Here is a 22,493-nt window from a genome sequence, read left to right as displayed (position 1 = left end):
TGGTCAGGACCGAGGAAGGGACGCCCATGGCCGAGCGGGAACAGCAGCGTGACGAGGAGCAGACCGGGGTGCCGCAGGACGAGGCGGCCCGCGGCACCCGGGCGGTACAGGACGCCCACGGTGGCAGCATGGCGCCGGGGCTGGTCGACGACACCGGTCACCCGGTGGCGCAGGCGCCGGCCGACCGGTTGGCCGAGACCGAGGGCGCGGACAACCCGTTCGGATACGCCGAGGAGGTCATTACAGAGGACGGGTCCTAGGAAACCTGGAGCCGCAGGCGGGGTGGACGCAGTACGCGCTCTGGTTTGGTTTCTACCGCCGAAGCATGCCCGGTCCAGACCTGGATCTGCACAAGTCCTGACCCTCCCTGCACCACCTGCACGCCCGTACCGCCGGGGAGATCGACGGCCGTCCTCGGCGGCGAGGAGATCGGCGACGACGGCGGCTACGGTCCCGCACGCCTCCTCGATGTGGAAACGGTCCGCGTCGTCGCCATCGCGCTCGGCATGCTGGACGTCGACGCGTCGCGCGACCGCTTTCGACCCAGGCGCCCTCAGGGCCGCAGACATTCGTTCAGGCGGATGGGTCAACGGCGCTGACGACTTCGACAGCTTCCTCGCGCCGGTCTTCGCGGAGCTCTGCCGCTTCTACCGCTCGACGGCGGCCCAGGGCCAGGCGGTGCTCCTTGGCCATTGTCTGAGATTGTCAGTCGGTCGCAGGACCTGTAGGCATCTCCATATGTCGCCTGCGGCGGTGATGGGGAGGCCACCGAATCGCCTATCCGGTAGCCCGGCATGCGACGCTCAAGCTCCGCGACCAACGGGCCACGCCGGGTGGCCCCCGGACACTACCGCCATAGCCACAATTCCTGGCATGACAGCACACCCCCAAACCCCACACCCCTTGTGCCCGGAGGAAGCAGACCATGGACCACGCATCTCAGCTCATCCAGGAGCGGAGTGCCCCGCCGGCCACGCTGGTGATCTTCGGTGCCTCCGGTGACCTGACCCGGCGTAAGCTGCTGCCCGCAGTCGAGAGCCTGGCTCGGCACGAGCGGCTCCCGGACCAGTTCGCGCTGGTCGGCGTCGCGCGCACGTCGATGACCGACGAGCAGTTCGCCGAGAGCGCCCTCGGCGAACGTACCCTCGCCAGCAAGCGCCAGCTCCAGGGCGGCGTGCGGTACGTGGCCGGCGGCTACGACGACCCGGAGACCTACAAGCGGCTCGTGGAGACCCTCAACGAGTTGGACGCACAGCGGGGCACGTCCGGCAACCGGCTCTTCTACCTGTCCACCCCGGCCGGGGCCTTCGAGCCGGTGATCAACGGACTGGCCGGTGCCGGGCTCAACCAGCCACGCGAAGGCTCCTTCTCCCGCCTGGTCATCGAGAAGCCGTACGGGCGTGACCTGCTCACGGCCCGCGAGCTCGACGGCGTCGTGCACAGCGCGTTCGACGAGCACCAGGTCTTTCGCATCGATCACTATCTGGGCAAGGACACCGTCCAGAATGTGCTGGCGCTGCGCTTCGCGAACTCGATCTTCCAGCCCATCTGGGATCGCTCCTGGGTCGACCACGTGCAGATCACCGTCGCCGAGACCCTGGGCGTCGGCAGCCGCGGCGGCTTCTACGAAGACGCCGGCGCGATGCGGGACATCGTGCAGAACCACGTGCTCCAGGTCCTCGCGCTGGCACTGATGGAGCCACCGGCCTCATTCGAAGCTGAGGGCCTACGCAACGAGAAGGTGAAGCTCCTGCAGGCGATCCGGCTTCCCACCGACCGGGACATCGCTGAGGCCGCGGTCCGGGGACAGTACACCCGGGGCGGCACCCGCGAGGATTTGATGGCCGGCTACCGCGAGGAGGCCGGCGTCGATCCCCTGTCGCGGACCGAGACCTACGCGGCTATGCGGCTCAACGTGGACAACTGGCGCTGGGCCGGAGTGCCGTTCTACGTGCGCACCGGCAAGCGCCTGCCGGCCCGGCTCACTGAGGTGGCACTGCAGTTCCAGCGGCCGCCGCACCTGCCGATTCCGACCGACCAACTCACCGGCCTCGATGCTGACGCGCTGATCCTGCGGATCCAGCCGAACGAGGGCATCTCGCTACGCTTCGGTGCCAAAGTGCCGGGCCACTCCTTCCGGGTCCGCACCGCCACAATGGAATTCTCCTACGACCAGACGTTCGTCGAGGAGTCCCCGGAGGCGTACGAGCGTCTGCTCCTGGACGCGCTGATCGGTGACGCGTCGCTGTTCATCCGCAGCGACGAGGTGCAGCAGTGCTGGCGGATCGTCGACCCGATCATCGACAACTGGGAGAAGGACAACTCGCCGATCCCCACCTACGAGGCCGCATCCTGGGGCCCGACCGACGCCGACCGGCTCATCGGCCGGCACGGCCGCAAGTGGCGCAACTCCGCGTGACCCTGCCACAACGAGTGGCACCGCGCTGCTGAGCCCGAACGCTTGGTCTCACCATCGACGCGCAGCCCGGTCCTCTCAGTGAACCGGTCACCGAGTCGACGGCCGGCCATCCCGGGCGGTGCGGATCCTCGTGCTCGGCGCTGACCGGCCGGTCTCGTAGGCTGCGACCGTGGAAACTAGTCGAGGACGGATCGTGGCTCAGATGCTGGACGCGACGGAGAACGCCTCGCCGGTCGACGCAGTCGAGGCGGTCACCCGGGAACTCGGTGTAGCGCTGGGGGCACGTACCGTCGCGTTCCTGATCGCGGACCTCAGCGGTCGGGCGTTGGTCCGGTTGGCTCACGTGCCGCTTGACGACACCGCAGCGGGACGTCGGGACGGCGCCGAGGTCGCCACGGTGATGCCGTTCGACGGCGGGCCCGCCGAGCAGGCGCTCCGCACGCAGACGGTGCAGGTTGTCGCGCAGTCTGACCGGTGGACGGTGTTGGCGCCGGTGACCGACCGCGGTGAGGCGATCGGCCTGCTGGAGATGATCCTGCCGGACGAGCCCACCACGCCGGCGTTGGAGGAGATCGCCCGCACGGCGCACGTTTTGGCGTTCGTGGTGATCGCCAACCGGCGGTACACCGACCTGTTCGAGTGGGGGCAACGCACGACCCCGTTCACCCTGTCCGGGGAGATCCAGCGCCGCCTGCTGCCCGCCTCGTTCACCTGTGAGGCCAGCGCGTTCACCCTCTCCGGGTGGCTGGAACCCGCCGCGAGCATCGGCGGGGACACCTTTGACTACAGCCTCGCCCGCGACCTCCTGCACTTCAGCGTGACCGATGCAATGGGTCACGGGGTGGCCAGCGCGCTGACGGCCACCCTCGGTGTGGGCAGCCTGCGCAACAGCCGCCGCCGCGGAGTGGGTCTGGTGGAGCAGGCCGCCACCGCGAACGCCGACGTGGCCGGACACACCGCCGTGCCGGGCAGCTACGTCACCGCGATCCTCGGCCGCCTGAATCTTCGCACCGGGGTGTGCGCGCTGCTCAACGCCGGGCACCTGCCGCCGATGCTCGTACGCGACGGGAACACCCGGACGGTGCCGCTACCGGCCGGCTACCCGTTGGGCATGTTCGCCGAGGCCGACTACCGCGCCGGTGAGATCACGCTGCTACCGGGCGACCGTCTGGTCCTGGTCACCGACGGGGTGCAGGAGCGCAGTGCCGCCAGCCTGGATCTGCCGGCCATGTTGCGGTCGATCGCCGGTCTGCACCCGCGCGAGGCTGCCCGGGCATTGGCCGACGCCGTACTCGAGGTCAACGGACCGGACCTGACCGATGACGCCACCCTTTTCATCCTCGACTGGCACGGTGGGCACCGCGAGCAGCGGCGTACGAGCGCTGGCGCCGACCAGACGCGTGCCAGCAGCGCGCTGCCGACTGACTACCGGCCGGTCGCACCGTCCGAGGAGAGCACATCAGCTTCGGCCGCCCGCACACTGTCATAGACATCAACAACTCGATCCACCGACGTGATGGTCAGGATGCGGTGCACGGCGGGTTGCACCGCGGCGAGGCTCAACCGACCGCCGCCAGCACGGAACGCCTTGAACATCACCACCAAGGCACCAAGCGCGCTGGAGTCCATGAATCTCACCCCCGCCAGATCGACCACCACCTGACGGTCACCGGCGTTGATCAGCCCTTGCAGAGCCTCCCGCAATTGCGGGGACGTCGCCATGTCCAACTCGCCCCGCACCTCGAGCACGGTGCAACCCCGGCCCGGCCGCACCGACAACAGCAGTTGCACAACACACTCCCCACGCCGATTATCCCGCTTACCCTATTCCGCCGCCTGGGCCGGCAGTCTGGCCTTGTTCTACGATGCCGCGAGGCGTCTGTGCCGTTGGCGAGTCGGCGCTGAGGGCGGCACCGATCCTGGACGGCCCGACTGGTGGCCGCCGGGTCAGGCCTGCGGTTCGAGGGAGTGTCGCAACGATGAGCAGCGCTGAACAGCGGCCGTTTACCAGGGCTGACGTGTTCGCCGGCGACGGCGAGATCGGCCGTGACCTCGCGAAGGTGGACTGGGCCTCGACTCCGCTGGGCAACCCCGCGGGCTGGCCGCAGAGTTTGCGGACGGCGGTGAGCATCCTGCTGTCGTCGCGCTTCCCGATGTGGATGGCCTGGGGTCCTCAGCTGACGTTCTTCTGCAACGCCGCGTACCGGCGCGACACCCTCGGCCGCAAGTATCCGTGGGCTTTGGGCCGCCCGGCCAGTGAGGTGTGGGCGGAAATCTGGCCGGACATCGGCCCCCGGATCGATCGGGTGCTGACCACCGGGGTGGCGACGTGGGACAAGGCGTTGCTGCTGTTCCTGGAGCGGTCCGGTTACCGGGAGGAGACCTACCACACCTTCTCCTACAGCCCGCTGCGCGACGACGGCAACGTCCTCGTCGGCATGTTGTGCGTGGTCAGCGAGGACACCGAGCGGGTCGTCGGCGAACGGCGGATGGCCACGTTGCGTGATCTCGGGTCCGATCCCAGCGTTGTGCGTACCGAAGAGGAGATGTTGGCCTTCGCCGGCCGGCAACTCGGCCGCAACGACCTCGACCTGCCGTTCACGGCGATCTACCTTCTCGACAGTGACGGCAGTGCCCGCCTGGCCGCGGCTGCGGGCATCCCCGCAGGTCACTCCGCAGCGCCCAGCACGATTCCGGCCAACGAGTCGACCCCGGTGTGGCCGGTGGCGGCACTGACGCGGGGGGAATCGCGACGTGTTCCGCTCGATGGCGCCCCGTTCGGAGGACTGCCGACCGGTGCGTGGTCACAGCCGCCCACGCAGGCTCTCCTGGTGCCGCTGCTGCAACAGGGCGACACGCCGTACGGCTTCCTGGTGGCCGGCTTGAATCGGTACCGGCCACTCGATGACGGTTACCGAGGATTCATCGAACTGGCCGCGGGCCACGTCGCGGCCGGGATCGCGAGCGCTCGCAGCTACCAGGCGCAGCAGCAGCGGGCCGAGGAACTCGCCGAGATCGACCGCGCCAAGACGGCATTCTTCTCGAACATCAGCCATGAGTTCCGCACTCCACTGACGTTGATCATGGGGCCGTTGGAGGAGCTGCGTTCCCGTCTCGGCGACACCGACGAGGGGGTGCGCGAGGAGTTGCAGGTCATGCACCGCAACGGGCTGCGGCTCGGCAAGTTGGTCAACGCGCTGCTGGACTTCTCCCGGATCGAGGCCGGACGGATGCAGGCCCGCTACGAGCCGGTCGACCTCGCCGCGGTCACCGCGGACCTCGCCAGCGTGTTCCGCTCCGCCGTCGAACGCGCGGGTCTCACCTTCGAGGTGGACTGCCCCCCGCTACCCGAGCCGGTGTACGTCGACCGGGGCATGTGGGAGAAGATCATCCTGAATCTCCTCAGCAACGCCCTGAAGTTCACGTTCGACGGTTCGATCCGAGTGAGGCTGCGGGCCGAGGCCGGCCGGGCCGTGGTGACCGTCGCCGACACGGGGATCGGCGTTCCGGCCGAGGAGATGCCGCGGCTGTTCGAGCGGTTCCACCGCATCGAGAACGTCCGCTCACGCTCGAACGAAGGCAGCGGCATCGGCTTGGCGCTGGTGAGGGAACTCGTCGGGCTGCAGGGCGGCGACATCACCGCCGACAGCACCATCGGACACGGCACAGCCTTCACCATCGGCCTGCCCTTTGGCGGCGTTCACCTGCCGCCTGGCAGCGTCGCCCGCGCGGATGACGACATCTCCGCCACCGCCGAGCCGTTCGTTCAGGAGGCGCTGCGATGGCTGCCAGCACAGTCGGCAGCGAGCGGGGATCCAGCCGTGCTTTTCGACGAGGATGTCGCTTCGAGGGTGAAGGAGACGACGCCAGGCGTGAGTGCAAGCCCGGCTCACATTCTGGTCGCCGACGACAACGCGGACATGCGGGAGTACCTCACCCGCATGCTGCGCATGGCTGGCTATCGGGTTGAGGCGGTCAACGACGGTCAAGCCGCACTGCTAGCGGCACGCCTCCACCATCCCGATCTGGTCGTCAGTGACGTGATGATGCCCCACTTGGACGGTCTGCAGCTGGTAGCCGCGCTGCGCGCCGATCCCCGTACGACGGGAACGCCTGTCCTGCTGCTGTCGGCGCGGGCAGGGCAGGAGGCCTCCATCGAGGGGTTGGAGGCGGGGGCGGACGACTACCTGGTCAAGCCGTTCGCCGCCGCCGAGCTGCTGGCCCGGGTGCGGACGAACGTGAAGTTGGCCCGCCTGCGCAATCACCACGCCCGGTGGCGCACCGCGCTGGTCGACTCGCTGCAGGAGGCGTTCTTCGTCTGCGACGACAGCGGTGCCGTCATCGAGATCAACACCACCTTCACCGACATCCTCGGCTACGGCCCCGAAGGGCTCCCCTACGCGTCCACGCCCCCCTGGTGGCCGAACCGGGAGACGGAGCCGGAGGCACACCAGCAAGTCGTCGAGGCCCTCACCCTGCTCATCGGTCAGACCAGCGGCACGTACACCATCCCGGTGACGCACCGCGACGGGCATCGTCTGTGGGTCGCCGCCGCGTTCAACCAGGTGCAGGACCCCGACACCGGCCGACGGGTCATCGTCGGCACCTTCCGCGATGTCACGGCGGAGCACTACGCCGTGCAACGAGAAAGCGCACTGGCCGCCCTGAGCATCCGGCTGTCGCAGGCGGACAACCTCACCGACGCCCTGCACGGCGTCCTTGATGAGCTACAGGGGCTGTGGCGCGCCACCCGCGTCCTCGCAGCTGTCTTCGACGGCTCCCACACCCCAACCTTCGCCACGACCGACCCACACCAACGCTGGGACACCCTCACCGACCAACGCCGGCGAATTCTCACCGCCCTGCGGGAACGGCCCCTGCTCACCACGGTCGCGGACCAGACCACTGGCGTCGGAATCGCCGTCGAGCACCCCTACGGCAGGATGGCCCTGTGGGTCGACCTCGGCGAGAGGCGCCCCGTCACCGAGCAGGACGAGACCCTGCTGGCCCTGCTGGCCGGTCACCTCGGTCAGGGACTGCACCGCGTACAGCAGATCGATCAGCAGCGGGAAACAGCCCTCGCGTTGCAACGGGCCATCCTCGGCCCCGCACAGCTGCCCAGCGGCTTCGCCGTGCGGTACGCACCCGCCACGCGACCGCTGAAGGTCGGCGGTGACTGGTACGACACCATCGCGCTCGTCGACGGGCAGATCGGCATCGTCGTCGGAGACTGCGTCGGTCACGGACTGCAGGCCGCCACCGTGATGGGACAACTACGCAGCGCCTGCCGCGCCCTGCTGCTACAGGACTCCAGCCCGTCCCGCACCCTCACCGCACTCGACCGCTTCGCCGCCCAGTTACCCGGGGCCCTGTGCGCAACGGTCTTCTGCGGCGTCCTCGACCCGACGACCGGACAGCTGCGCTATGCCAGCGCCGGGCATCCTCCCGCCATCGTCACCTCTCCCGACGGCACCACCCGGATGCTCGACCAGGGCCACTCCCGTCCCCTCGGAGTTCGAGGCAGCGCCGAACGGCCCGAAGCTGAGGAATTCGTGCCGGCGCGGGCGACCTTGATGCTCTACACCGACGGGCTCGTCGAACGCCGCCGCCAACCACTCACCGCGGGCATCGACCGCGTCGTGACGGTGATTCAGAACGGACGCGCCCACCCCATCGAGACGCTCGCCACCGACGTCATGAACCAACTCAGTCCGCCGGGGGGATACGACGACGACGTCGCGGTCCTGCTCTACCGCCACCCCGGCCCGTTGGAACTCAACTTCGCCGCCGAGCGCGCCGGTCTCGCACCCGTGCGCACCGCCCTGCGGAGCTGGCTCGAGCGCTGCGCACTCGAGCCCACCAACGCCTACAACGTCCTGGTGGCCGCCGGCGAAGCCTGCGCCAACGCCATCGAGCACGGCCACCGCGACAACCCCGGCGGACGGATCCGGCTACGGGCCACCGCCACCGCCGACAGCCTGCACCTCAGCGTCACCGACAGCGGACGTTGGAAGACACCTCGACCGGACGTGGACACCCACCGGGGACGAGGCCTGGTCCTCATGCGTGCCCTGATGGACGCCATCACCGTCACGCCCGGCACCACCGGCACCACCATCGACATGCAGGCGAGGATTCCATGAGCACCGCACTGACCCTCACCACCAGCCACCGACCCGACGGCACTCCCGTACTGACCGCGACCGGCGAGGTCGACATGAGCAACGCCGCCGACTTCGCGGCCGCCCTCACCCGCGCCGTAGAGGCCGCCCCCGGCCAACTGACGGTCAACCTGACCGCACTGCAATACCTCGACAGCGCGGGCCTCGCCGTCCTGTTCCCCCACGTCGAACGGATCCACCTCATCACCAGCCCACTCCTGGCTCCCGTCCTGACCATCGCAGGCCTCGGCGACCTGATGACAGTCACTCCTGCCTGATCGGTCAGGGTTGTTTGGGCGGGGCCGGCAGCTACCCGGCCTCGTGCAGGCCACGCGCTTCGAGATGTTCCTCAATCCCTGCGGTCATTCGCGCGAACTCCGCAGTCAAGTCGACGCCATACCGGTCAGCAAGAACCAAAATCGACCAGAGACAGTCAGCCAACTCATGACCGAGCCGCTCACGAGCGTCGGTGATCTCACGGCGCCCGTCGACAGCCATCACGAGCTTCGCGAGATCCCCGACGTCACCGACAAACCCCAACGCCAGATCGCCGGTGCTCCACGCCCCGCGACCCGCGGCGACGTTGTGCCGGTCATACAACTCAGCGATCGCAACGGCCCTCAGCCTCAAGCTATCAAGATCCATAGCCGCAACCTACAACGGCGGCAGCACCTGGTCCCGTTCATTCGTACCGAGCTGGACACCTTCATCCGTACGCCGACAGGTGGACTGACAGGGCCGAGGAGCAACGATGGTAGGCGGCGGCAGGTTGAGCGAGGGCGGCCCGCGCCGGAATACGGGCGGCGCTCGGGAGACAGCAGTGTCGGCCCTGACGAGGCGCGCGCCAGCGCCGTGTCGACCGGCTGACTAGCCGGCTGACACATCGGTGGGACGCATGTCGGCTTCAGCCTCCGGCACGCTGTCGTACACGTCGATAGCTTGATCCACCGACGTGACCGACAGGACGCTGCGCACGGCGGGCTGCACCGCGGCCAGGCACAACCGACCCCCGACATCCCGCCATGCCTTGAACATCACCACCAACGCGCCCAGCCCGCTGGAGTCCATGAAACCCACCCCGGCCAGGTCCACCACCACCTGACGGTCACCGGCGTCGACCAACCGTTGCAGACCCTCACGCAACTGCGGGGACGTCGCCATGTCCAGCTCGCCGCGCACCTCGAGCACGCTGCAACCCCGGCCAGCCCGGACCGACAACTGCAGATCCACCACAACCTCCCCACGCCGATGATCCCCGCTTACCCTATTTCGCCGGCGGACGAAACTGCCGCCGCCGGTGCACATCGAGCGGACAACTCGCCCGTTTTACCTCAGCTGGGCCGGGGTAGCCATGAGACGTCGGGTAGCGCTGATCAGAACCTGCGCATCCCGCCTTAGGGTGTGAACAGTGGTCCGGCGGGTCGGGCACGGGCCGGGAGGAGTGAGCAGATGCGGGTGAGTATGACGCTGTCACTCCCTCGCCAACCGTCCTCGGCGACCCGCGCTCGCCATGTACTCACCACACTGCTGAGCCTCACCGACGTCAGCGAGGACACCCGCGCCAACCTGGCCGTCTTGATCAGCGAGGCATGCGCCAACGCGGTGATCCACGCCGACCCCGGCAGCGACGTCGACATCACCATCAGCATCGACGACCACGTCTGCCGGATCGAGGTCGGCAACCGCGGCCGCAGCCCCGACAACACCAAACTCGACGCCGACCTCCCCACCCCGCTCACCATCGGCGGACGTGGACTGCCCCTGATCGGCGCCCTCGCCGACACGGCCGCCTTCGTCAGCAGAGCGCCGGGCCAGGTGCTGCTTCGCATCACCAAACACCTCACCGAAGCCCGAGCAGCACCCGCCCGCTGACCGGTAGGCCCAGCCGGTGCGACGCGTCGCGGCGGCGGCTCACGGCCGCGACGAGATCGTCGAATGAGCCGGCGGGCGCGGGTCGAGAGCAGCCCACGCGTCGGGCCGATCCGGTCGGACGGACGAGCCACCCACCACGAGGTGTCACCTCGATTCCCCCGGGCGGCTGGCCGCCACCGCAACGGCCGGCAACTGCGGCTACCGGAAGCTGACAGCACGCGGGGGCGGGTAGGGGCGATGGTCGAGACCACCAGCCAGCAGGACAGACGGTCGGTCATGGTGGCTGATGCATTTCGGTCTAGGCTCGTACTCGTGAACGCTGTCGCCAATGCCAACGGCACCCTGGCTGCCGCACTGCGCATCCTGCTGGTCGAGGATGACCCGGCCGACGTCGCACTCATCGAAAGCGCTTTCGCGGCGTGCGACCTGCCCACCGAGCTGCACCTGGTCGGCGACGGCGAGGAAGCCATGACGTTCCTGAACCGTACGGGCACCCACACCGACGCACCACGCCCCGATCTGATCATCCTCGACTTGAACATGCCACGGATGAACGGTGGGGAGGTCCTGTCGGCGGTCAAAGCCGACGACCAGCTGAAGGCGATTCCCATCGTGGTGTTCACGACCTCCGCCGTCGACGCGGATGTGCTGAGCAGCTACGCCGCCCACGCCAACGCCTACGTCACGAAACCCGTCGACCTTCCCACCTTCGAGCGCGTCGTCAGTGACATCCACCGCTTCTACAGCACGATCGCTTCGCTTCCTCTTGCACCGTCGGACCTCGGATAGGTCACGCGGCTGGCGTGCCGCCGGCGACTCCCCCCGCCCTCGGCCAGGTGCAACCCCCACGCCGTCTCTCGGCGGTGGCCTGCCCGGTACCGAGTGCCCGTCACATCCTCCGCCCCGCACCTGCCGTCCCGGTGTCCGGCGGCGATGGTCGGTGACCAGAGCGTGCGCGGACCAGACTCAGTCGTTGCCCGGGCGGTTCGCTCCGGTCCCGATCGCGCGCAGGTGGGCCAGCCCCTGCGACCAGGACTGGATCAGAGTGGTCTCGTGGTAGGCGATGCCATGCTCGGTGCAGAACTGGCGGATCAGTGGCTGGGCGTGGCGCAGGTTCGGTCGGGGCATGCTGGGGAAGAGGTGGTGTTCGATCTGGTAGTTGAGCCCACCGAGGACTGCGTCGAGGAGCCTGCCGCCGCGCACGTTGCGGGAGGTGAGGACCTGTCGGCGTAGGTAGTCGAGGTCGTCGGCCTCGGTCAGGATGGGCATCCCCTTGTGGTTCGGGGCGAAGGAGCTACCCAGGTAGAGGCCGAAGAGGGCCTGGTTGACCAGGATGAACACGATCGCCTGCGGAACGCTCAGGACCAGGAACACGGCTGCGAGGTAGCCAGCGAAATGCAGGACGAGCACGCCGGCCTCCGCGGGTCGGTGCCGGAGCCCGGAACGGCTGACGACCGCCCGGACGCTGGCGGCGTGCAGATGCAGACCCTCCGCCATCAGCAGGGGGAAGAACAGCGTCGCTTGGTGCCGGACGAACAGCGCCCGCAGGCCGCGCTGCGTCGCGGCCTGACCTGCGGTGAAGGACAGCGGAGCCACCGCGATGTCGGGGTCGCGGCCTTCGGTGTTCGGATGGGCGTGGTGGCGGTTGTGCTTGTCGACCCACCACCCGTAGCTGATCCCGGTCATCAGGTTTGCACAGATCATGCCGAGCACGTCGTTCGCCTGTCGGGATCGGAAGATCTGTCGATGCCCGGCGTCGTGACCGAGAAACGCCAGTTGCGCGAGCAGCACCGCGACCCCGACCGCAGTGGCGGTCTGCCACCACGACGACCCGAGTCGAACGAACACCACGCTCATCAGCACGAGACAACCCAGCAGAACCGTCACCCGGGCCGCGTAGCGCCGCGGGTGACGGTCGAGAAGACCCGCGCTTCGGACCAGGCGAGACAGCTCGGCGTACGCACTGCCACGATCACTACGGGTGCCAAGATCCGCATTACTCACTGTTGCCCCTCCTGTACGACCGCCCATTCAGGCTAGGGGTCAGCCAGCAGCCACGAGCGGGCACGCACGCGACCCATTCGAGTGCGGCAGTCATCGAAACGAGCGAACCGCCCGCTTGATGGTTCCAGTCTTCCTCACAGCCGCCTCTCTCAGGAGGAAACGACAGCTCACGGCAACCACGGCGCAAGCACCGTTCACCCCCATGCAAGTCGCCGATTGGACGCGACGCCGACCACGTGCCCGTCCACCCAGGCGACGAACGGCAGGTACGTCTCAACGTGAGCGCCCACCAAGTCGGTCTACGCGCCGAGCTTGTTCCCGTCGATGCCGCCCAGTTGACGCGGGCACCGGCACATCTGCCGCGCTCGCCCGCCGCACGATCACCCGGCGGACGGCAACCACTCACGCACGGGGCGCTCCTCATCGTGCGACAGGCCTCAGCCGATCGGACGGCACGCGTGAATTGATCTAGCCGGGACGGACGACGGCGTGAGGATGGGACGCCCCGACGAAGCGGTTCGACAACACCGGCCGGGCAGCAGTGGCTGGATACGTGCACGGCGACACCAGGTAGCGGAGGTGACCCCGGTGTGACGTGGCTCTGCAGCGAGAGCCTCCAGGTCCGCGCTGAGTGACAATCTACGGGCTGGTCCATGGGAGGATGCCTGTGAGTAGTTTGGAATCGCTGCGGCAGTTGCTGCAGCAGTCGCACCACGCGCGTCCCGATGATCTGCCCGAGATGGCGATGCGCGCGGCGCCGCTGCTGGACGCGCGTGCCCTGGTGATCTACCTGGTGGACCATCAGCAGCGGCTGCTGCTCCCGCTGCTGGGTGGCAGCGCGCCGGCCCGCGACCCGATCGACATTGACGGCACCCTCGCCGGTCGAGCGTTCAGCACTGCGTCGACCTGCGTCAGCGCCAGCGGTGATGACGGTGTGCGGGTATGGGTGCCGGTGCTCGACGGCAGCGAACGCATGGGCGTGCTGGAAGTTGTCACCGACGGCCCGCTGGCCGATCGCAGCGTCGACGACTGCGCCGCGGTCGCGTCCCTGCTCGCCGAGCTGGTCGTGACCCGAAGTTCATACAGCGACACGATCGAGCGGCTCCGGCGCCGGGCACCGATGCAACTGGCCGCGGAAATGCTGCGCGCGCAGCTACCGCCGCTGACCTTCTCGACCGGGCACCTGATCATCAGCGGTATCCTCGAACCGTGCTACGACGTGGGCGGCGACGCGTTCGACTACGCGGTCAACGGTGACACGGCGCACCTGGCGTTGTTCGACGCGGCAGGTCATGGCTCCAGTGGCGGTATGCGGGCCGTGGTGCTCGCCTCCATCGCCCTCGCTGCCTACCGCAACGCCCGGCGCACCGGCCTGGACCTGACCGCCACCTACCATCACATCGATGTCGCGGTCCGCGACCACGACCGGTACGGGATGATCACCGCGGTGCTCGCCGAACTCGATCAGCGCACCGGAATCCTGCAGGTCATCTCCGCCGGTCACCCGAGTGGGATCGTTTTGCGCGACGGCAAGGTCGTCAAGGTGCTGCCCACCCCGACCGCCCTCCCGGTCACCCTCGGCGACCGGCGCCCGCCGGTGGTCGTCGAGGAAGCCCTCGAACCCGGCGACCAGGTGCTGCTGTACACCGACGGCATCATCGAAGCCCGCAGATCCGACGGCGAGACGTTCGGCATGGAGCGGCTCGTTGATTTCGCCACCAGAGCGGTCGCCGATCAACTGCCCCTGCCCGAGACCGCCCGCCGGCTCGTGCACGCCATTCTCGACCATCAGGACGACCGCCTTCAGGACGACGCCACCGTTCTGCTCGTCGAATGGCGCAGCCCCGCGCCCCCGCATTCAGACCGGGAAACCATCAACGCACCGACCCACCAACCACTGGAAACCCAGTCGTAGACCCGCCGAGCGAGCCGGCCTGGTAGGAGCCTGAACGGCTGCGGACCCGGGCCTGTCTCGCTAAGAGTTTCCGGCGATCTTGGTTAGTAGGTCTCGGCGGCTGGGAAGCGGTCACTGAAGGGCGTCAGCACCAGCCGTTGACCGGATTGGCCGATCCGGTGTACAGGTACGCGTCGGGGATCCAGGTGCCGTCGGTGAGCCGGTTCCACAGGGTGCTGGTGCCCCAGCGGCCGGTGTGGGAGGTGCCGTTCGACGAGCATGCCACTGCCGCCGTGGCACCGTCCGCGATCGAACCGACGACGCCGTACCCGGTGCCTGGCCCGGACCGCCGGCTGACCGACGTGCCGCCGTTGCTGTCGACGATGCCCTCGGTGAAGCCGAGCGCGCCGTAGTTGTAGAGCGTGCCCTTGACGTTCACGCGCTTCGAGCCGTGCAGCGCGGAGCCCTCGTAGGCCACACTGCCCTCTCGCGGCACCCACTTGCCCAGGTTGTGGGTGGCGACCGCCACGTACGCGCTGTTCTGCCGCAGCCCCAGGTGCACGTGCCGGCTGCTGGCGGAGCCGCCGCAGGTGATGTCGGTGCCGGTGTTGCCGAGGAAGGTACCCGCCGAGACGGAGGCACCGTCGACGCTGATGTTGTTCCAGAGGTGGTAGTAGTCCGTGGCGTACCCCCGGTCGTGGACCACCCGGATCCAGCCCTTGCACATCGTGTACGCGGTGCCGGCACGCACGGCCAGCACCCGCTCGTCACCGCCGTAGAGGTCGATGGAACTGAACGGTCGCGGGGAGCCGGACCAGCCGTGTGGGCCGCCCCGGAGGATCCAGGACTGGCCAACGGTGAACGGCAGGCGCATGCCGGTGCGGAAGTCCCCGTTGGCGGCCATCGTCCTGGGGGCGGTGAAGGTGTCCCTCTCCTGCTCAGCGACGACGGAGGCGGGCGCGGCCGCAGTCAGTTCGGCGAAGGTGGCTTCGCCCTCGAAGGCGACCTGCCAGCCGCCGCGGTGCTGACGGGCGACGAAGAGCCAACCGGAGGGGTGGAGGTCCTCTCCCTGCGGGGCGACGAGCACGGCGGTGCCGAAGGCCCAGCCCCGGCCGTCCTTGCGGGTGACGTCCACCCGGGTGTCCGCCACATCGGCGGTCCGAAACGCCTGGTCCGCCGCGACTGCGGCCTCCGCGAGCAGCTTCTGCTGTACGGCGGTGGTGACGTCGTTGGCCGGCGCGGCGTGGGCGCCGCTCGGGACGGTGCTGGTCATGGTGGCGACGAGTAGGGCCGCCGTGGCGGTACCGATCCAGCGTCGATTAATGATCATGTCCTCTCCAGAGGGGGTTGAGAGGCTGACATGTATCCGGAGGACGATATACGAGAGATCGATATATGTATATGGAAAGTGGATCGTCGTACCGTCGGACGGCTCGGCCTCGCATCGCACCCGCAAGCATTCGGGCTCTGCGGGAAGCGCCCGCCGGCGGCACGACGCAGCAGCAGGCTGACACCGCTGCCGACCCGAGCATGATCACCTCGATCATCAGGACGTCATCGCGGTGCGACGCCGGGGCGTGACCATTGCGCGGTGGGGCGGCCGTTGAGACGCCACGGGTGCCCGGTGACCCGCGGCCAGCCTTCAGGCGAGTTTTCCCAGTTCTCTTGCCGGCCGTACACCGTGAGGTCCAGGGCGTGGTAGGTGGTCATCAACGCCTCCACGCCCCGCCCGGTGGTCCAGTAGGTCTCGTAGACCTCGTCGCCGTCGCGCAGGTAGCACGCGATGAACCCGAAGCCGCGACCGTCGGCCAGAGCCGGGTCGGAGTCTTTCGCCGAATACCAGGGGAACCTGTAGCCCATGAACTCCGCGAATGGGGCACTTTCGTCGTAGGGACCCTGGCAGAACACGGCGTAGGTGACGTCCCGAGCGTGCAGGTAGTCCAGCATCTGCACGTGACAGGTCGAGAAGGTGCACCCCTCACACTGATGCTCGTACGGTTTGCCGTCGTGCCACATGTGGAAGTAGGCGATGAGCATCCGGCGGCCCTCGAACACCTCCACCAGCGGGGTGTCCCCGCCAGGGCCCCGCACCGTCACCGTCGGCATCAAGGTCATCGGCAGCTGACGACGAGCGGCTGCGATCGCGTCTCCTTCGCGTGTATGGGCCTTCTCCCGGACCAGCAGTTCGTTGCGCTCACGCAGCCAGGTCTCCCGGTCGACGACCGGGGGCGCGGCGGCGCTGGACGCGGGGGTTGCCGTCATGGCTATCTCCTTCGTGGAGTGGGGATCGGTCACAGGTACAGACGACCGAGTCGGCGATCGTCATCGGTGACCGATGACGGATGGGGTCCGCGGTCGTCAGTACGGTTGTGAGGACCAGCCAGCCCCGGGGAGATCACATGTCCGACTCGCCTGACGAGCAGGCGGTCTGGCTGCAGCGCGCCTTCGACGAGCACCGGCGTGAGCTACACGTGCACTGCTACCGCCTCGCCGGGAACGTCACCGACGCGGACGACCTGGTGCAGGAGACCTTCCTGCGTGCCTGGCGGGCTCGCGACCGCTTCGAGGGTCGCGCGTCGGCGCGCACCTGGTTCTACCGGATCGCCACAAACGTCTTCCTCGACAGCCGCAAGGCGGCCGGTCACCGGACGGTACCGTACGGTGACCCGCTGGAGTGGTCCACCGAGCTCGGTCCCTATCCCGACGCCCTGCTGGCCGACGATCCGCAGACCGGTCTCGCCGCCCGGGAAACCGTCGAGCTGGCCGTGATCGCGGCGCTCATGTACCTGCCGCCGCGGCAGCGGGCGGCCTTCGTGCTGCGCGACGTCCACGGCTGGACGCCGCAGGAGATCGCCGCCGCGCTCGACACCGCCGTAGCGGCCGTCAACAGCCTCCTCCAGCGGGCCCGCCACACCCTCCGACAGCAAGCGCCGTCGGACCCTAAGGACTGGCGCCGCCCGCAGCTCACCTGTGAGGACGAAGAGATCCTGCGCCGCTACGCCAACGCGAAGGACCCGGAGACGATCCGGGCACTGCTCGCCGAGGACGTACGGATCACGATGCCGCCCGAGCCGCCGGTCGTCGGGATCGACGCGGCCGCGGAGTTCCTCGGCCGACCGCTCGACTGGCGTACGTTCCCCACCTCGGCCAACGGACGCCCGGCGTTGATCAACTATCTCCGACGGCCCGGCAGCCCGCACTACGAGGCGTTGGTCGTCGACGTACTCCGGATCGAGAAAGGGAAGATCGTGGAGAGCAACGCCTTCATCGGTGCCCGTCACGTCGCCGCATTCAGCATGCCCGCCACACTCGAGCCCTAGGCAAGTGGGTAAGCCCACGCCGGTGCTCGACGCGAGTTCGGCGTTGCAGAGCAGCGGCGCTTTGGAGGGGATGCGGCCCACGTTGAGGCAGACGCCACCCGGTGACGTTTCTCGACGACGGCTGTTCTGAGCCCGAGTTGAGCCGCGCGGATCGCCGCGACGTAGCCGCCCGGGCCTGCCCCGAGGACCACCAGATCGAACTGTTGGGTCACCTCGTTGATGGTCGAGTCCTGTTCAGCCAGTCTGTGAGGAGGGGGATCGTGTCCCTGAGGGTGTCGACACGGTGGTGGGCGCCAGTCAGTTCGTCGGCAGGGTGTGTGGTGCGGACGGCGATGACCGTCATGCCGGCAACCCGGGCTGCTTCGATCCCGGCGGGAGCGTCCTCGATCACGAGGCAGTTCGCTGCGGGGGTGTCGAGAAGGTGCGCCGCGCGCAGATAGCCCTCGGGGCTCGGCTTGCCGCGCCGGACCTGGCTGCTGTCGACCATGACGGGAGGATCCGGCAGCCCGCCGGCGCGCAGCCGCGGCTTCACGGTCGGCATTCGGCCCGACGTGACCACACCCCACGGGTAACCATCGAGCAGGCTCAACACGGCGGCGGCGTCGGCGTAGACGGGGAAGGCGTCGCCTTCGGCGGCCATAATTTCTCGGACGAGCCGGTACTCGGCGTCAACGTCGAGGTGCGGGGCCACCACCGTGATGGTGTCGACGGGCCGGCGGCCGTGGGTATGGGACCAGACCAGGTCCGGGTCGAGGTGGCGCAGTGTCGCCCACCGACTCCAGATCCGGCGGTATGCCGGATAGGAGTCGACCAGCACGCCGTCGACATCGAACAACACCGCGGTGGCCATCACGTCGCCGGGCTTTGCAGCAGGTCGACGGTGGCGGCGGCCTGACCGGCGATGTCGTGGAGCAGGCGGGCAGCAGGCAGGACGTCGTGGACGAGGCTCACGGACTGGCCCGCGTACAGGGCCATGGCTGCCAGGTCACCGGTCATCCCGGGCAGCGGCATCAGGTCCTCGTATCGAGGTCGGTTCTTGCCAGACGCGTCGATGGCGACGAGATCACCCTCGCCGGGCCGCAGCGGGGCAGGCGGCGAGCCGGCCGCCTGCCAACGCTGGAGGGTCGTGTTGCGCAGCGCGCGATGCGCGGCGTTCGGCCATCCGCCGTCGAAGCAGAGGGTGTGTACGGTGTCCGCTCCGGTGGCCGCGATCAAGTGCTGCCGGTACACCTCGTGGGTGGCGGCTTCGGCAGCGGCCAGGAAGCGGGTGCCCAGCATGGCGCCCTGGGCGCCGAGCGCGAGCACCGCCGCGACGCCACGCCCGTCCGCGATCCCTCCCGCAGCCACCACCGGTACCGGCCCGACCGCGTCGACGACCGCCGGCACCAGGGACATCGTGGTCGTGCCGCCGCGGACGTGACCGCCTGCCTCCCAGCCTTGGGCCACGACGACGTCCACCCCGGCCGTGACGGCGTGCACGGCCTCGGGGATGTCACCGACAGTGTGCAGGTGCAGCGCGCCGGCCCGGTGAATCCGGCCGTGCACCGGCGACGGGTCACCCCAGAAGGTGGAAATGATCCGCAGCTTCTCCTCCAGGCACACGGTGAGCAGATCGTCCACCGGGAAGTCGAGAACCAGGTTTGCCCCGAACGGCCGGGTGGTGAGCTCCCGGGTACGCCGGATGCTCCGCCGTGCCTGATCGGGGGTCTGCCACGTCAACGCGAGCATGCCAAGACCTCCGGCCTCGGACACCGCCGCCACCAGTTCCGGTACCGCCGCGGAACCTACGGGCGCCTGAACGATTGGCAGATCGATGCCCAACTGGTCACACAATGCAGTGCGCAATCGCCTCACGAAGCAGCCCCGATCGCTTCGAGAATCGAATCAACGCTCCAGACGGTACTGTATCGAATATCGAAGCATCAAGAGGGGCGGCGCAGGCGATGACGGCACCCAGGCCGGGCAAGCCGGTACGCGGATCGAGTACCGGACGACCCCTCATGGCCGCCCTCGACCTGTTCGGGCGTCGCTGGAACCTGCGCATCATCTGGGAGTTGCAGCATGGGCCGGTCGGCTTCCGCGCGCTGCAGCAGCGCTGCGACAACATGTCATCCAGTGTTCTGCGGCAGCGGCTGACCGAACTGCTCGACGCCCACCTCGTCGCTCAGCAGGCGGACACGGCCTATGCGCTCACCGACCTCGGCCGGGGCGCCTACCAGGCCTTGCGCCCGCTCGTTCGCTGGTCCGACGCGTGGGCCTCGACCTTGAGCGTGGACGACAAGGCCTGAACCCGCGAAACGCCTGCCCTGGCGTTTCGGAGGCAAAATCGCTACCGTGCTTCTAAATCGGAAGCATCCGGAGTCTGGCCATGGCTCGCATCCCAGCGCTCGAACCCCAGTTCACGCCCGACGTGGAGGCGCAACTCGCCACGATGATGCCGCCCGGTATGCCTCGCATCGGCTTGTTCCGGACGTTCGCCAAGAACCTGCCGATGACCATCGCGACGAGCCATTGGGGCCGGTATCAACTCGGCCGCCAACTGTCCCCAGCACTTCGCGAGCGGGACGGGTGGTACCACGCGATCCGTTTCGCCGCCCACACCGCTCGCACCGACCTCGAACCCGGTGCTCCCCGCTTCGCCGACGTCACGGCCGCCTGATGGTCGGCCCACCAGTGGCGGTGGTGAACGCCTGCACCCGCTATGGGGGAGGCGGTAGCCCCACCACAGTCGTGATCGACGATGCCATGCTCATCGACGACGAACGGCATGCGATCGCCCGTAGAGTCGGCACCTCCCACACCGCGTTCATCGACACCAGCACAGCGGATGCACCCAGAGTGCGGTTCTTCACCAGCGCCGGGGAACTCACGAACTGCGGGCATGGCACCATCGCCGCGCAGGCCGTCCTGCTGGACCGCAGCGGCGCCAACGAGCACCACGGCCGCCAGTGCAGCGGAGGCCGCACCTTCGCCACGACCGCCATCCGGCGCCAGGACGGCATCGAGGTCTGGTTCGACCAAGGCGTCATCGCCCTACCGGACGACGCTGACGCGACCGGCAGTGGCATCATCGCGGCCCTCGGCCTGGAACGAGCGGACATCGCCGCCGACCTACGGGTCGCCTCACCCGGCATGCCACGACTCCTCGTCCCCGTCCGGGATCGCCGGACGCTGCTCTCCATGCAGCCCGACTTCGATCGGCTGGCAACCGAGTGTCGGCAACTCGGGTATCTCGGCTGCTTCACCTACGCGCTGCAGCCGACCGCAAGAACGGGCACCGCCCGGATGTTCGCCCCAGCGATCGGCGTCGACGAGGACATCGCGAACGCCAACAGTGTCGGCTGCCTCGCCGCTCACCTGCTCGACACATCCGGCAACGGCGCAGTCGAAATCCACCAGGGTGACACGCACCAAAGCCCATCATCGGTCTCCGCCAACGCGACATACACCGCAGACGGCATCGTCGCCAGAATCGGCGGATCGGTTGACCTCGGCCCGCCCATCGATCAGCGACGTCGGCTTCGACGACCGGGCGTTCCTCCAATAGTTCGGGGTACATCCTCACAGGCCTGATCGAACGTACTGACATCGACAGATCAATACACCGGCTTGGACCTGCCGACTTAAAGCGCAGCGGTCGGCTGAGGCCGTCGGACGAACTGTCGGTCGCGGGCGGTCACCGAAGCCGTTGGGCTTGCCGCACGAAGGACGACATCAAGGACCAGGTCGGGATCCGCTACGTAGGCGCCGCTGGCCCATGCGGCATTCGCCTCGATCACGGCCCAACAGCCCTCGACCAGTCCTACGTCTACGACGATGGCGGAGGGCAACGTGTGCCCGAAACCGGCGATGAGATCGGCGCCGAAGGCTAGCGCTTCGGTTGACGGAGGGCCGAGGTGCAACCGGCCGTGAACGGCGTACTGGCTGCCTGCGTAGACAACAGCGTCGAGCACGTGTAGCCGGTACTCGGCGGTGAAGTCGACGATGTCGCTAACGAGCACTGGAGTCCGCCGGTCGACAGCATCCGGGCCGGGCAGGCGGGAGCCATCCGTGTAGATCATCGCCGGGATGGTCTTGTCATTGGGCGACTTGATGAACGCCGGGCGACGGAGTTCGTAGGCCTCGCCGATGGCGACCAGGGTGATTTCGCGGCGGGTAAGTTCACGAGGAAGGCCAGTCAGCCAGCCGGGTTCAGCTTCCAGCGGCGCGATCCCGAGTAGCGGTGCGACGACGTCGGCGAAGCCCGGTCCCGCGTGAAGGTGATCAGCACGCAGTCCAGCGGGCACTTCGAAAGAGCCGAGCTGGACGGTGCGTAGTCCGCGGCGATGAGCGGCGTCGCGCAGGCGCCGAGCCGAGGCCGTCAGCCGCGGCGGCAGGACAAGTGTCACGACTGATGATCCTGCCCCAATACGCCGTCACAATTACAGCGGTTATCAGGCGTCCCGATGCGGCCGGCGGCGATCCTGCAGTGGGTGGGTGCAGGCTCCGCCGACGATCACGCGTGCGGCGCTCGCAGCCTTGGCACCGGAGTGGCAGCACCAGGAGCTTAAGCGGCACTCACGTTTCTGGCGTTCGGCCCCTTGGTCAGCGGAACAGGTCGGCGTTCTCGACGGCCCAGTCGTCGTAAGTGCGTGGTGGGCGGCCGATGATCTCGGCAACGGAGGGGCGTTGCGTGAGGGTCCACTCGGTCAGTTCGGCTAGGGCCCGTGTCGAAGTCTGGGCCAGGGCTTGAGCTGGTTTGAGGATCTTCGCGTGTCGGAGATCGAAAGTAGGCGAGGTCTCCGGTAGACGGTTCAGCGACCAAGCAGAACCTGAAACCGGAG

At 68.4% G+C, this 22,493-nt stretch carries 23 protein-coding genes and 1 pseudogene; 13 read left to right on the top strand and 11 right to left on the bottom strand.

What is annotated here, in order from left to right; all coding sequences use genetic code 11:
- The first annotated feature begins 26 nt into the window (after nucleotides 1–26).
- The 4 genes from DLJ58_RS12165 to DLJ58_RS12150 all read left to right on the top strand — a co-directional run bounded on the left by DLJ58_RS12165 (nucleotide 27) and on the right by DLJ58_RS12150 (nucleotide 3,908).
- Nucleotides 27–260, top strand: a complete 234-nt coding sequence (locus DLJ58_RS12165; RefSeq protein WP_124855864.1) for a hypothetical protein — start codon at nucleotides 27–29, stop codon at nucleotides 258–260.
- 45 nt (nucleotides 261–305) lie between these two features.
- The gene (locus DLJ58_RS35135; RefSeq protein WP_124855862.1) at nucleotides 306–599 is read left to right on the top strand and encodes a DUF1877 family protein; all 294 of its coding nucleotides are present in this window, start codon (nucleotides 306–308) and stop codon (nucleotides 597–599) included.
- A gap of 326 nt (nucleotides 600–925) precedes the next feature.
- On the top strand, nucleotides 926–2,419 hold the full coding sequence (gene zwf / locus DLJ58_RS12155) for a glucose-6-phosphate dehydrogenase (RefSeq protein ID WP_124855860.1): 1,494 nt from the start codon (nucleotides 926–928) through the stop codon (nucleotides 2,417–2,419).
- A 202-nt stretch (nucleotides 2,420–2,621) separates the two neighbouring features.
- Nucleotides 2,622–3,908 carry a PP2C family protein-serine/threonine phosphatase gene (locus DLJ58_RS12150; RefSeq protein ID WP_124855967.1) on the top strand — a complete coding sequence of 429 codons (1,287 nt, stop codon included), beginning with the start codon at nucleotides 2,622–2,624 and terminating at the stop codon, nucleotides 3,906–3,908.
- Here the strand turns inward: DLJ58_RS12150 and DLJ58_RS12145 are convergent.
- Nucleotides 3,845–4,210: an STAS domain-containing protein gene (locus DLJ58_RS12145; RefSeq protein ID WP_124855859.1), complete on the bottom strand. Its 366-nt coding sequence runs from the start codon at nucleotides 4,208–4,210 to the stop codon at nucleotides 3,845–3,847. The genes DLJ58_RS12150 and DLJ58_RS12145 overlap by 64 nt on opposite strands.
- A 188-nt stretch (nucleotides 4,211–4,398) precedes the next feature.
- On the opposite strand from DLJ58_RS12145, the gene DLJ58_RS12140 reads away from it, so the two are divergent.
- Both DLJ58_RS12140 and DLJ58_RS12135 read left to right on the top strand, forming a co-directional pair.
- On the top strand, nucleotides 4,399–8,562 hold the full coding sequence (locus DLJ58_RS12140; protein WP_124855857.1) for a SpoIIE family protein phosphatase: 4,164 nt from the start codon (nucleotides 4,399–4,401) through the stop codon (nucleotides 8,560–8,562).
- Nucleotides 8,559–8,858, top strand: coding sequence for an STAS domain-containing protein (locus tag DLJ58_RS12135; protein ID WP_124855855.1), 300 nt, complete (start codon nucleotides 8,559–8,561; stop codon nucleotides 8,856–8,858). Before DLJ58_RS12140 ends, DLJ58_RS12135 begins: the two co-directional genes overlap by 4 nt.
- Before the next feature lie 31 nt (nucleotides 8,859–8,889).
- Here DLJ58_RS12135 and DLJ58_RS12130 read toward each other — a convergent pair whose 3' ends face one another.
- Together DLJ58_RS12130 and DLJ58_RS12125 are read right to left on the bottom strand one after the other, a co-directional pair.
- Nucleotides 8,890–9,225 (bottom strand): nucleoside triphosphate pyrophosphohydrolase family protein, encoded by a 336-nt coding sequence (locus tag DLJ58_RS12130; protein ID WP_124855853.1) that lies wholly within the window; start codon nucleotides 9,223–9,225, stop codon nucleotides 8,890–8,892.
- Nucleotides 9,226–9,447: 222 nt separating this feature from the next.
- A complete protein-coding gene (locus DLJ58_RS12125) occupies nucleotides 9,448–9,810 on the bottom strand; it encodes an STAS domain-containing protein (RefSeq protein WP_244218904.1) in 363 nt (120 codons plus the stop codon).
- A 219-nt stretch (nucleotides 9,811–10,029) separates the two neighbouring features.
- Here DLJ58_RS12125 and DLJ58_RS12120 point away from each other — a divergent pair, with 219 nt between their 5' ends.
- Both DLJ58_RS12120 and DLJ58_RS12115 read left to right on the top strand, forming a co-directional pair.
- The gene (locus tag DLJ58_RS12120; protein WP_124855849.1) at nucleotides 10,030–10,452 is read left to right on the top strand and encodes an ATP-binding protein; all 423 of its coding nucleotides are present in this window, start codon (nucleotides 10,030–10,032) and stop codon (nucleotides 10,450–10,452) included.
- Nucleotides 10,453–10,764: 312 nt separating this feature from the next.
- Nucleotides 10,765–11,241, top strand: coding sequence for a response regulator (locus DLJ58_RS12115; protein WP_244218903.1), 477 nt, complete (start codon nucleotides 10,765–10,767; stop codon nucleotides 11,239–11,241).
- A 177-nt stretch (nucleotides 11,242–11,418) separates the two neighbouring features.
- Here DLJ58_RS12115 and DLJ58_RS12110 read toward each other — a convergent pair whose 3' ends face one another.
- Nucleotides 11,419–12,483, bottom strand: a complete 1,065-nt coding sequence (locus DLJ58_RS12110) for a fatty acid desaturase family protein (protein ID WP_124855847.1) — start codon at nucleotides 12,481–12,483, stop codon at nucleotides 11,419–11,421.
- A 640-nt stretch (nucleotides 12,484–13,123) separates the two neighbouring features.
- Between DLJ58_RS12110 and DLJ58_RS12105 the strand changes: the two genes are divergently transcribed.
- Nucleotides 13,124–14,371, top strand: a complete 1,248-nt coding sequence (locus tag DLJ58_RS12105; RefSeq protein WP_124855845.1) for a PP2C family protein-serine/threonine phosphatase — start codon at nucleotides 13,124–13,126, stop codon at nucleotides 14,369–14,371.
- 124 nt (nucleotides 14,372–14,495) lie between these two features.
- Here the strand turns inward: DLJ58_RS12105 and DLJ58_RS12100 are convergent, their stop codons facing one another.
- Both DLJ58_RS12100 and DLJ58_RS12095 read right to left on the bottom strand, forming a co-directional pair.
- The gene (locus DLJ58_RS12100) at nucleotides 14,496–15,680 is read right to left on the bottom strand and encodes a peptidoglycan DD-metalloendopeptidase family protein (RefSeq protein WP_124855843.1); all 1,185 of its coding nucleotides are present in this window, start codon (nucleotides 15,678–15,680) and stop codon (nucleotides 14,496–14,498) included.
- Between the two features lie 224 nt (nucleotides 15,681–15,904).
- Nucleotides 15,905–16,612: a DUF899 family protein gene (locus DLJ58_RS12095; RefSeq protein WP_124855841.1), complete on the bottom strand. Its 708-nt coding sequence runs from the start codon at nucleotides 16,610–16,612 to the stop codon at nucleotides 15,905–15,907.
- A 137-nt stretch (nucleotides 16,613–16,749) separates the two neighbouring features.
- Here DLJ58_RS12095 and DLJ58_RS12090 point away from each other — a divergent pair, with 137 nt between their 5' ends.
- Nucleotides 16,750–17,670, top strand: a complete 921-nt coding sequence (locus DLJ58_RS12090; RefSeq protein ID WP_124855839.1) for an RNA polymerase subunit sigma-70 — start codon at nucleotides 16,750–16,752, stop codon at nucleotides 17,668–17,670.
- Here the strand turns inward: DLJ58_RS12090 and DLJ58_RS12085 are convergent.
- Genes DLJ58_RS12085 through DLJ58_RS12075 form a run of 3 tightly spaced genes read right to left on the bottom strand, consistent with a single transcriptional unit; the run spans nucleotide 17,667 to nucleotide 19,524 of the window.
- Entirely contained in the window at nucleotides 17,667–17,861 is a 195-nt protein-coding gene (locus DLJ58_RS12085) for an FAD-binding protein (RefSeq protein WP_244218907.1), read from the bottom strand. The two genes, DLJ58_RS12090 and DLJ58_RS12085, sit on opposite strands and share 4 nt — an antisense overlap.
- 17 nt (nucleotides 17,862–17,878) lie before the next feature.
- A complete protein-coding gene (locus DLJ58_RS12080; protein WP_124855837.1) occupies nucleotides 17,879–18,520 on the bottom strand; it encodes an HAD family hydrolase in 642 nt (213 codons plus the stop codon).
- Complete coding sequence (locus DLJ58_RS12075; RefSeq protein WP_124855835.1) at nucleotides 18,520–19,524, bottom strand: NAD(P)H-dependent flavin oxidoreductase; 1,005 nt, start codon at nucleotides 19,522–19,524, stop codon at nucleotides 18,520–18,522. The genes DLJ58_RS12080 and DLJ58_RS12075 overlap by 1 nt, the downstream gene beginning before the upstream one ends.
- 146 nt (nucleotides 19,525–19,670) lie before the next feature.
- On the opposite strand from DLJ58_RS12075, the gene DLJ58_RS12070 reads away from it, so the two are divergent.
- The 3 genes from DLJ58_RS12070 (at nucleotide 19,671) to DLJ58_RS12060 (ending at nucleotide 21,243) form a co-directional block, all read left to right on the top strand.
- Nucleotides 19,671–19,958: a winged helix-turn-helix transcriptional regulator gene (locus tag DLJ58_RS12070; protein WP_124855833.1), complete on the top strand. Its 288-nt coding sequence runs from the start codon at nucleotides 19,671–19,673 to the stop codon at nucleotides 19,956–19,958.
- Between the two features lie 80 nt (nucleotides 19,959–20,038).
- Nucleotides 20,039–20,329: a hypothetical protein gene (locus DLJ58_RS12065; protein WP_124855831.1), complete on the top strand. Its 291-nt coding sequence runs from the start codon at nucleotides 20,039–20,041 to the stop codon at nucleotides 20,327–20,329.
- A complete protein-coding gene (locus DLJ58_RS12060) occupies nucleotides 20,329–21,243 on the top strand; it encodes a PhzF family phenazine biosynthesis protein (protein ID WP_124855829.1) in 915 nt (304 codons plus the stop codon). Before DLJ58_RS12065 ends, DLJ58_RS12060 begins: the two co-directional genes overlap by 1 nt.
- 50 nt (nucleotides 21,244–21,293) lie before the next feature.
- On the opposite strand, the gene DLJ58_RS12055 is transcribed toward DLJ58_RS12060, so the two are convergent.
- Together DLJ58_RS12055 and DLJ58_RS34535 are read right to left on the bottom strand one after the other, a co-directional pair.
- Nucleotides 21,294–22,058, bottom strand: coding sequence for an ATP-grasp domain-containing protein (locus DLJ58_RS12055; RefSeq protein WP_124855827.1), 765 nt, complete (start codon nucleotides 22,056–22,058; stop codon nucleotides 21,294–21,296).
- Between the two features lie 196 nt (nucleotides 22,059–22,254).
- A pseudogene (locus DLJ58_RS34535) lies at nucleotides 22,255–22,493 on the bottom strand (hypothetical protein); the annotation flags it as partial.

The organism is Micromonospora arida (assembly GCF_003857035.1).
In the GTDB taxonomy this organism is placed as follows: domain Bacteria; phylum Actinomycetota; class Actinomycetes; order Mycobacteriales; family Micromonosporaceae; genus Micromonospora; species Micromonospora arida.
This window is presented reverse-complemented; position numbering and strand designations above follow the sequence as displayed.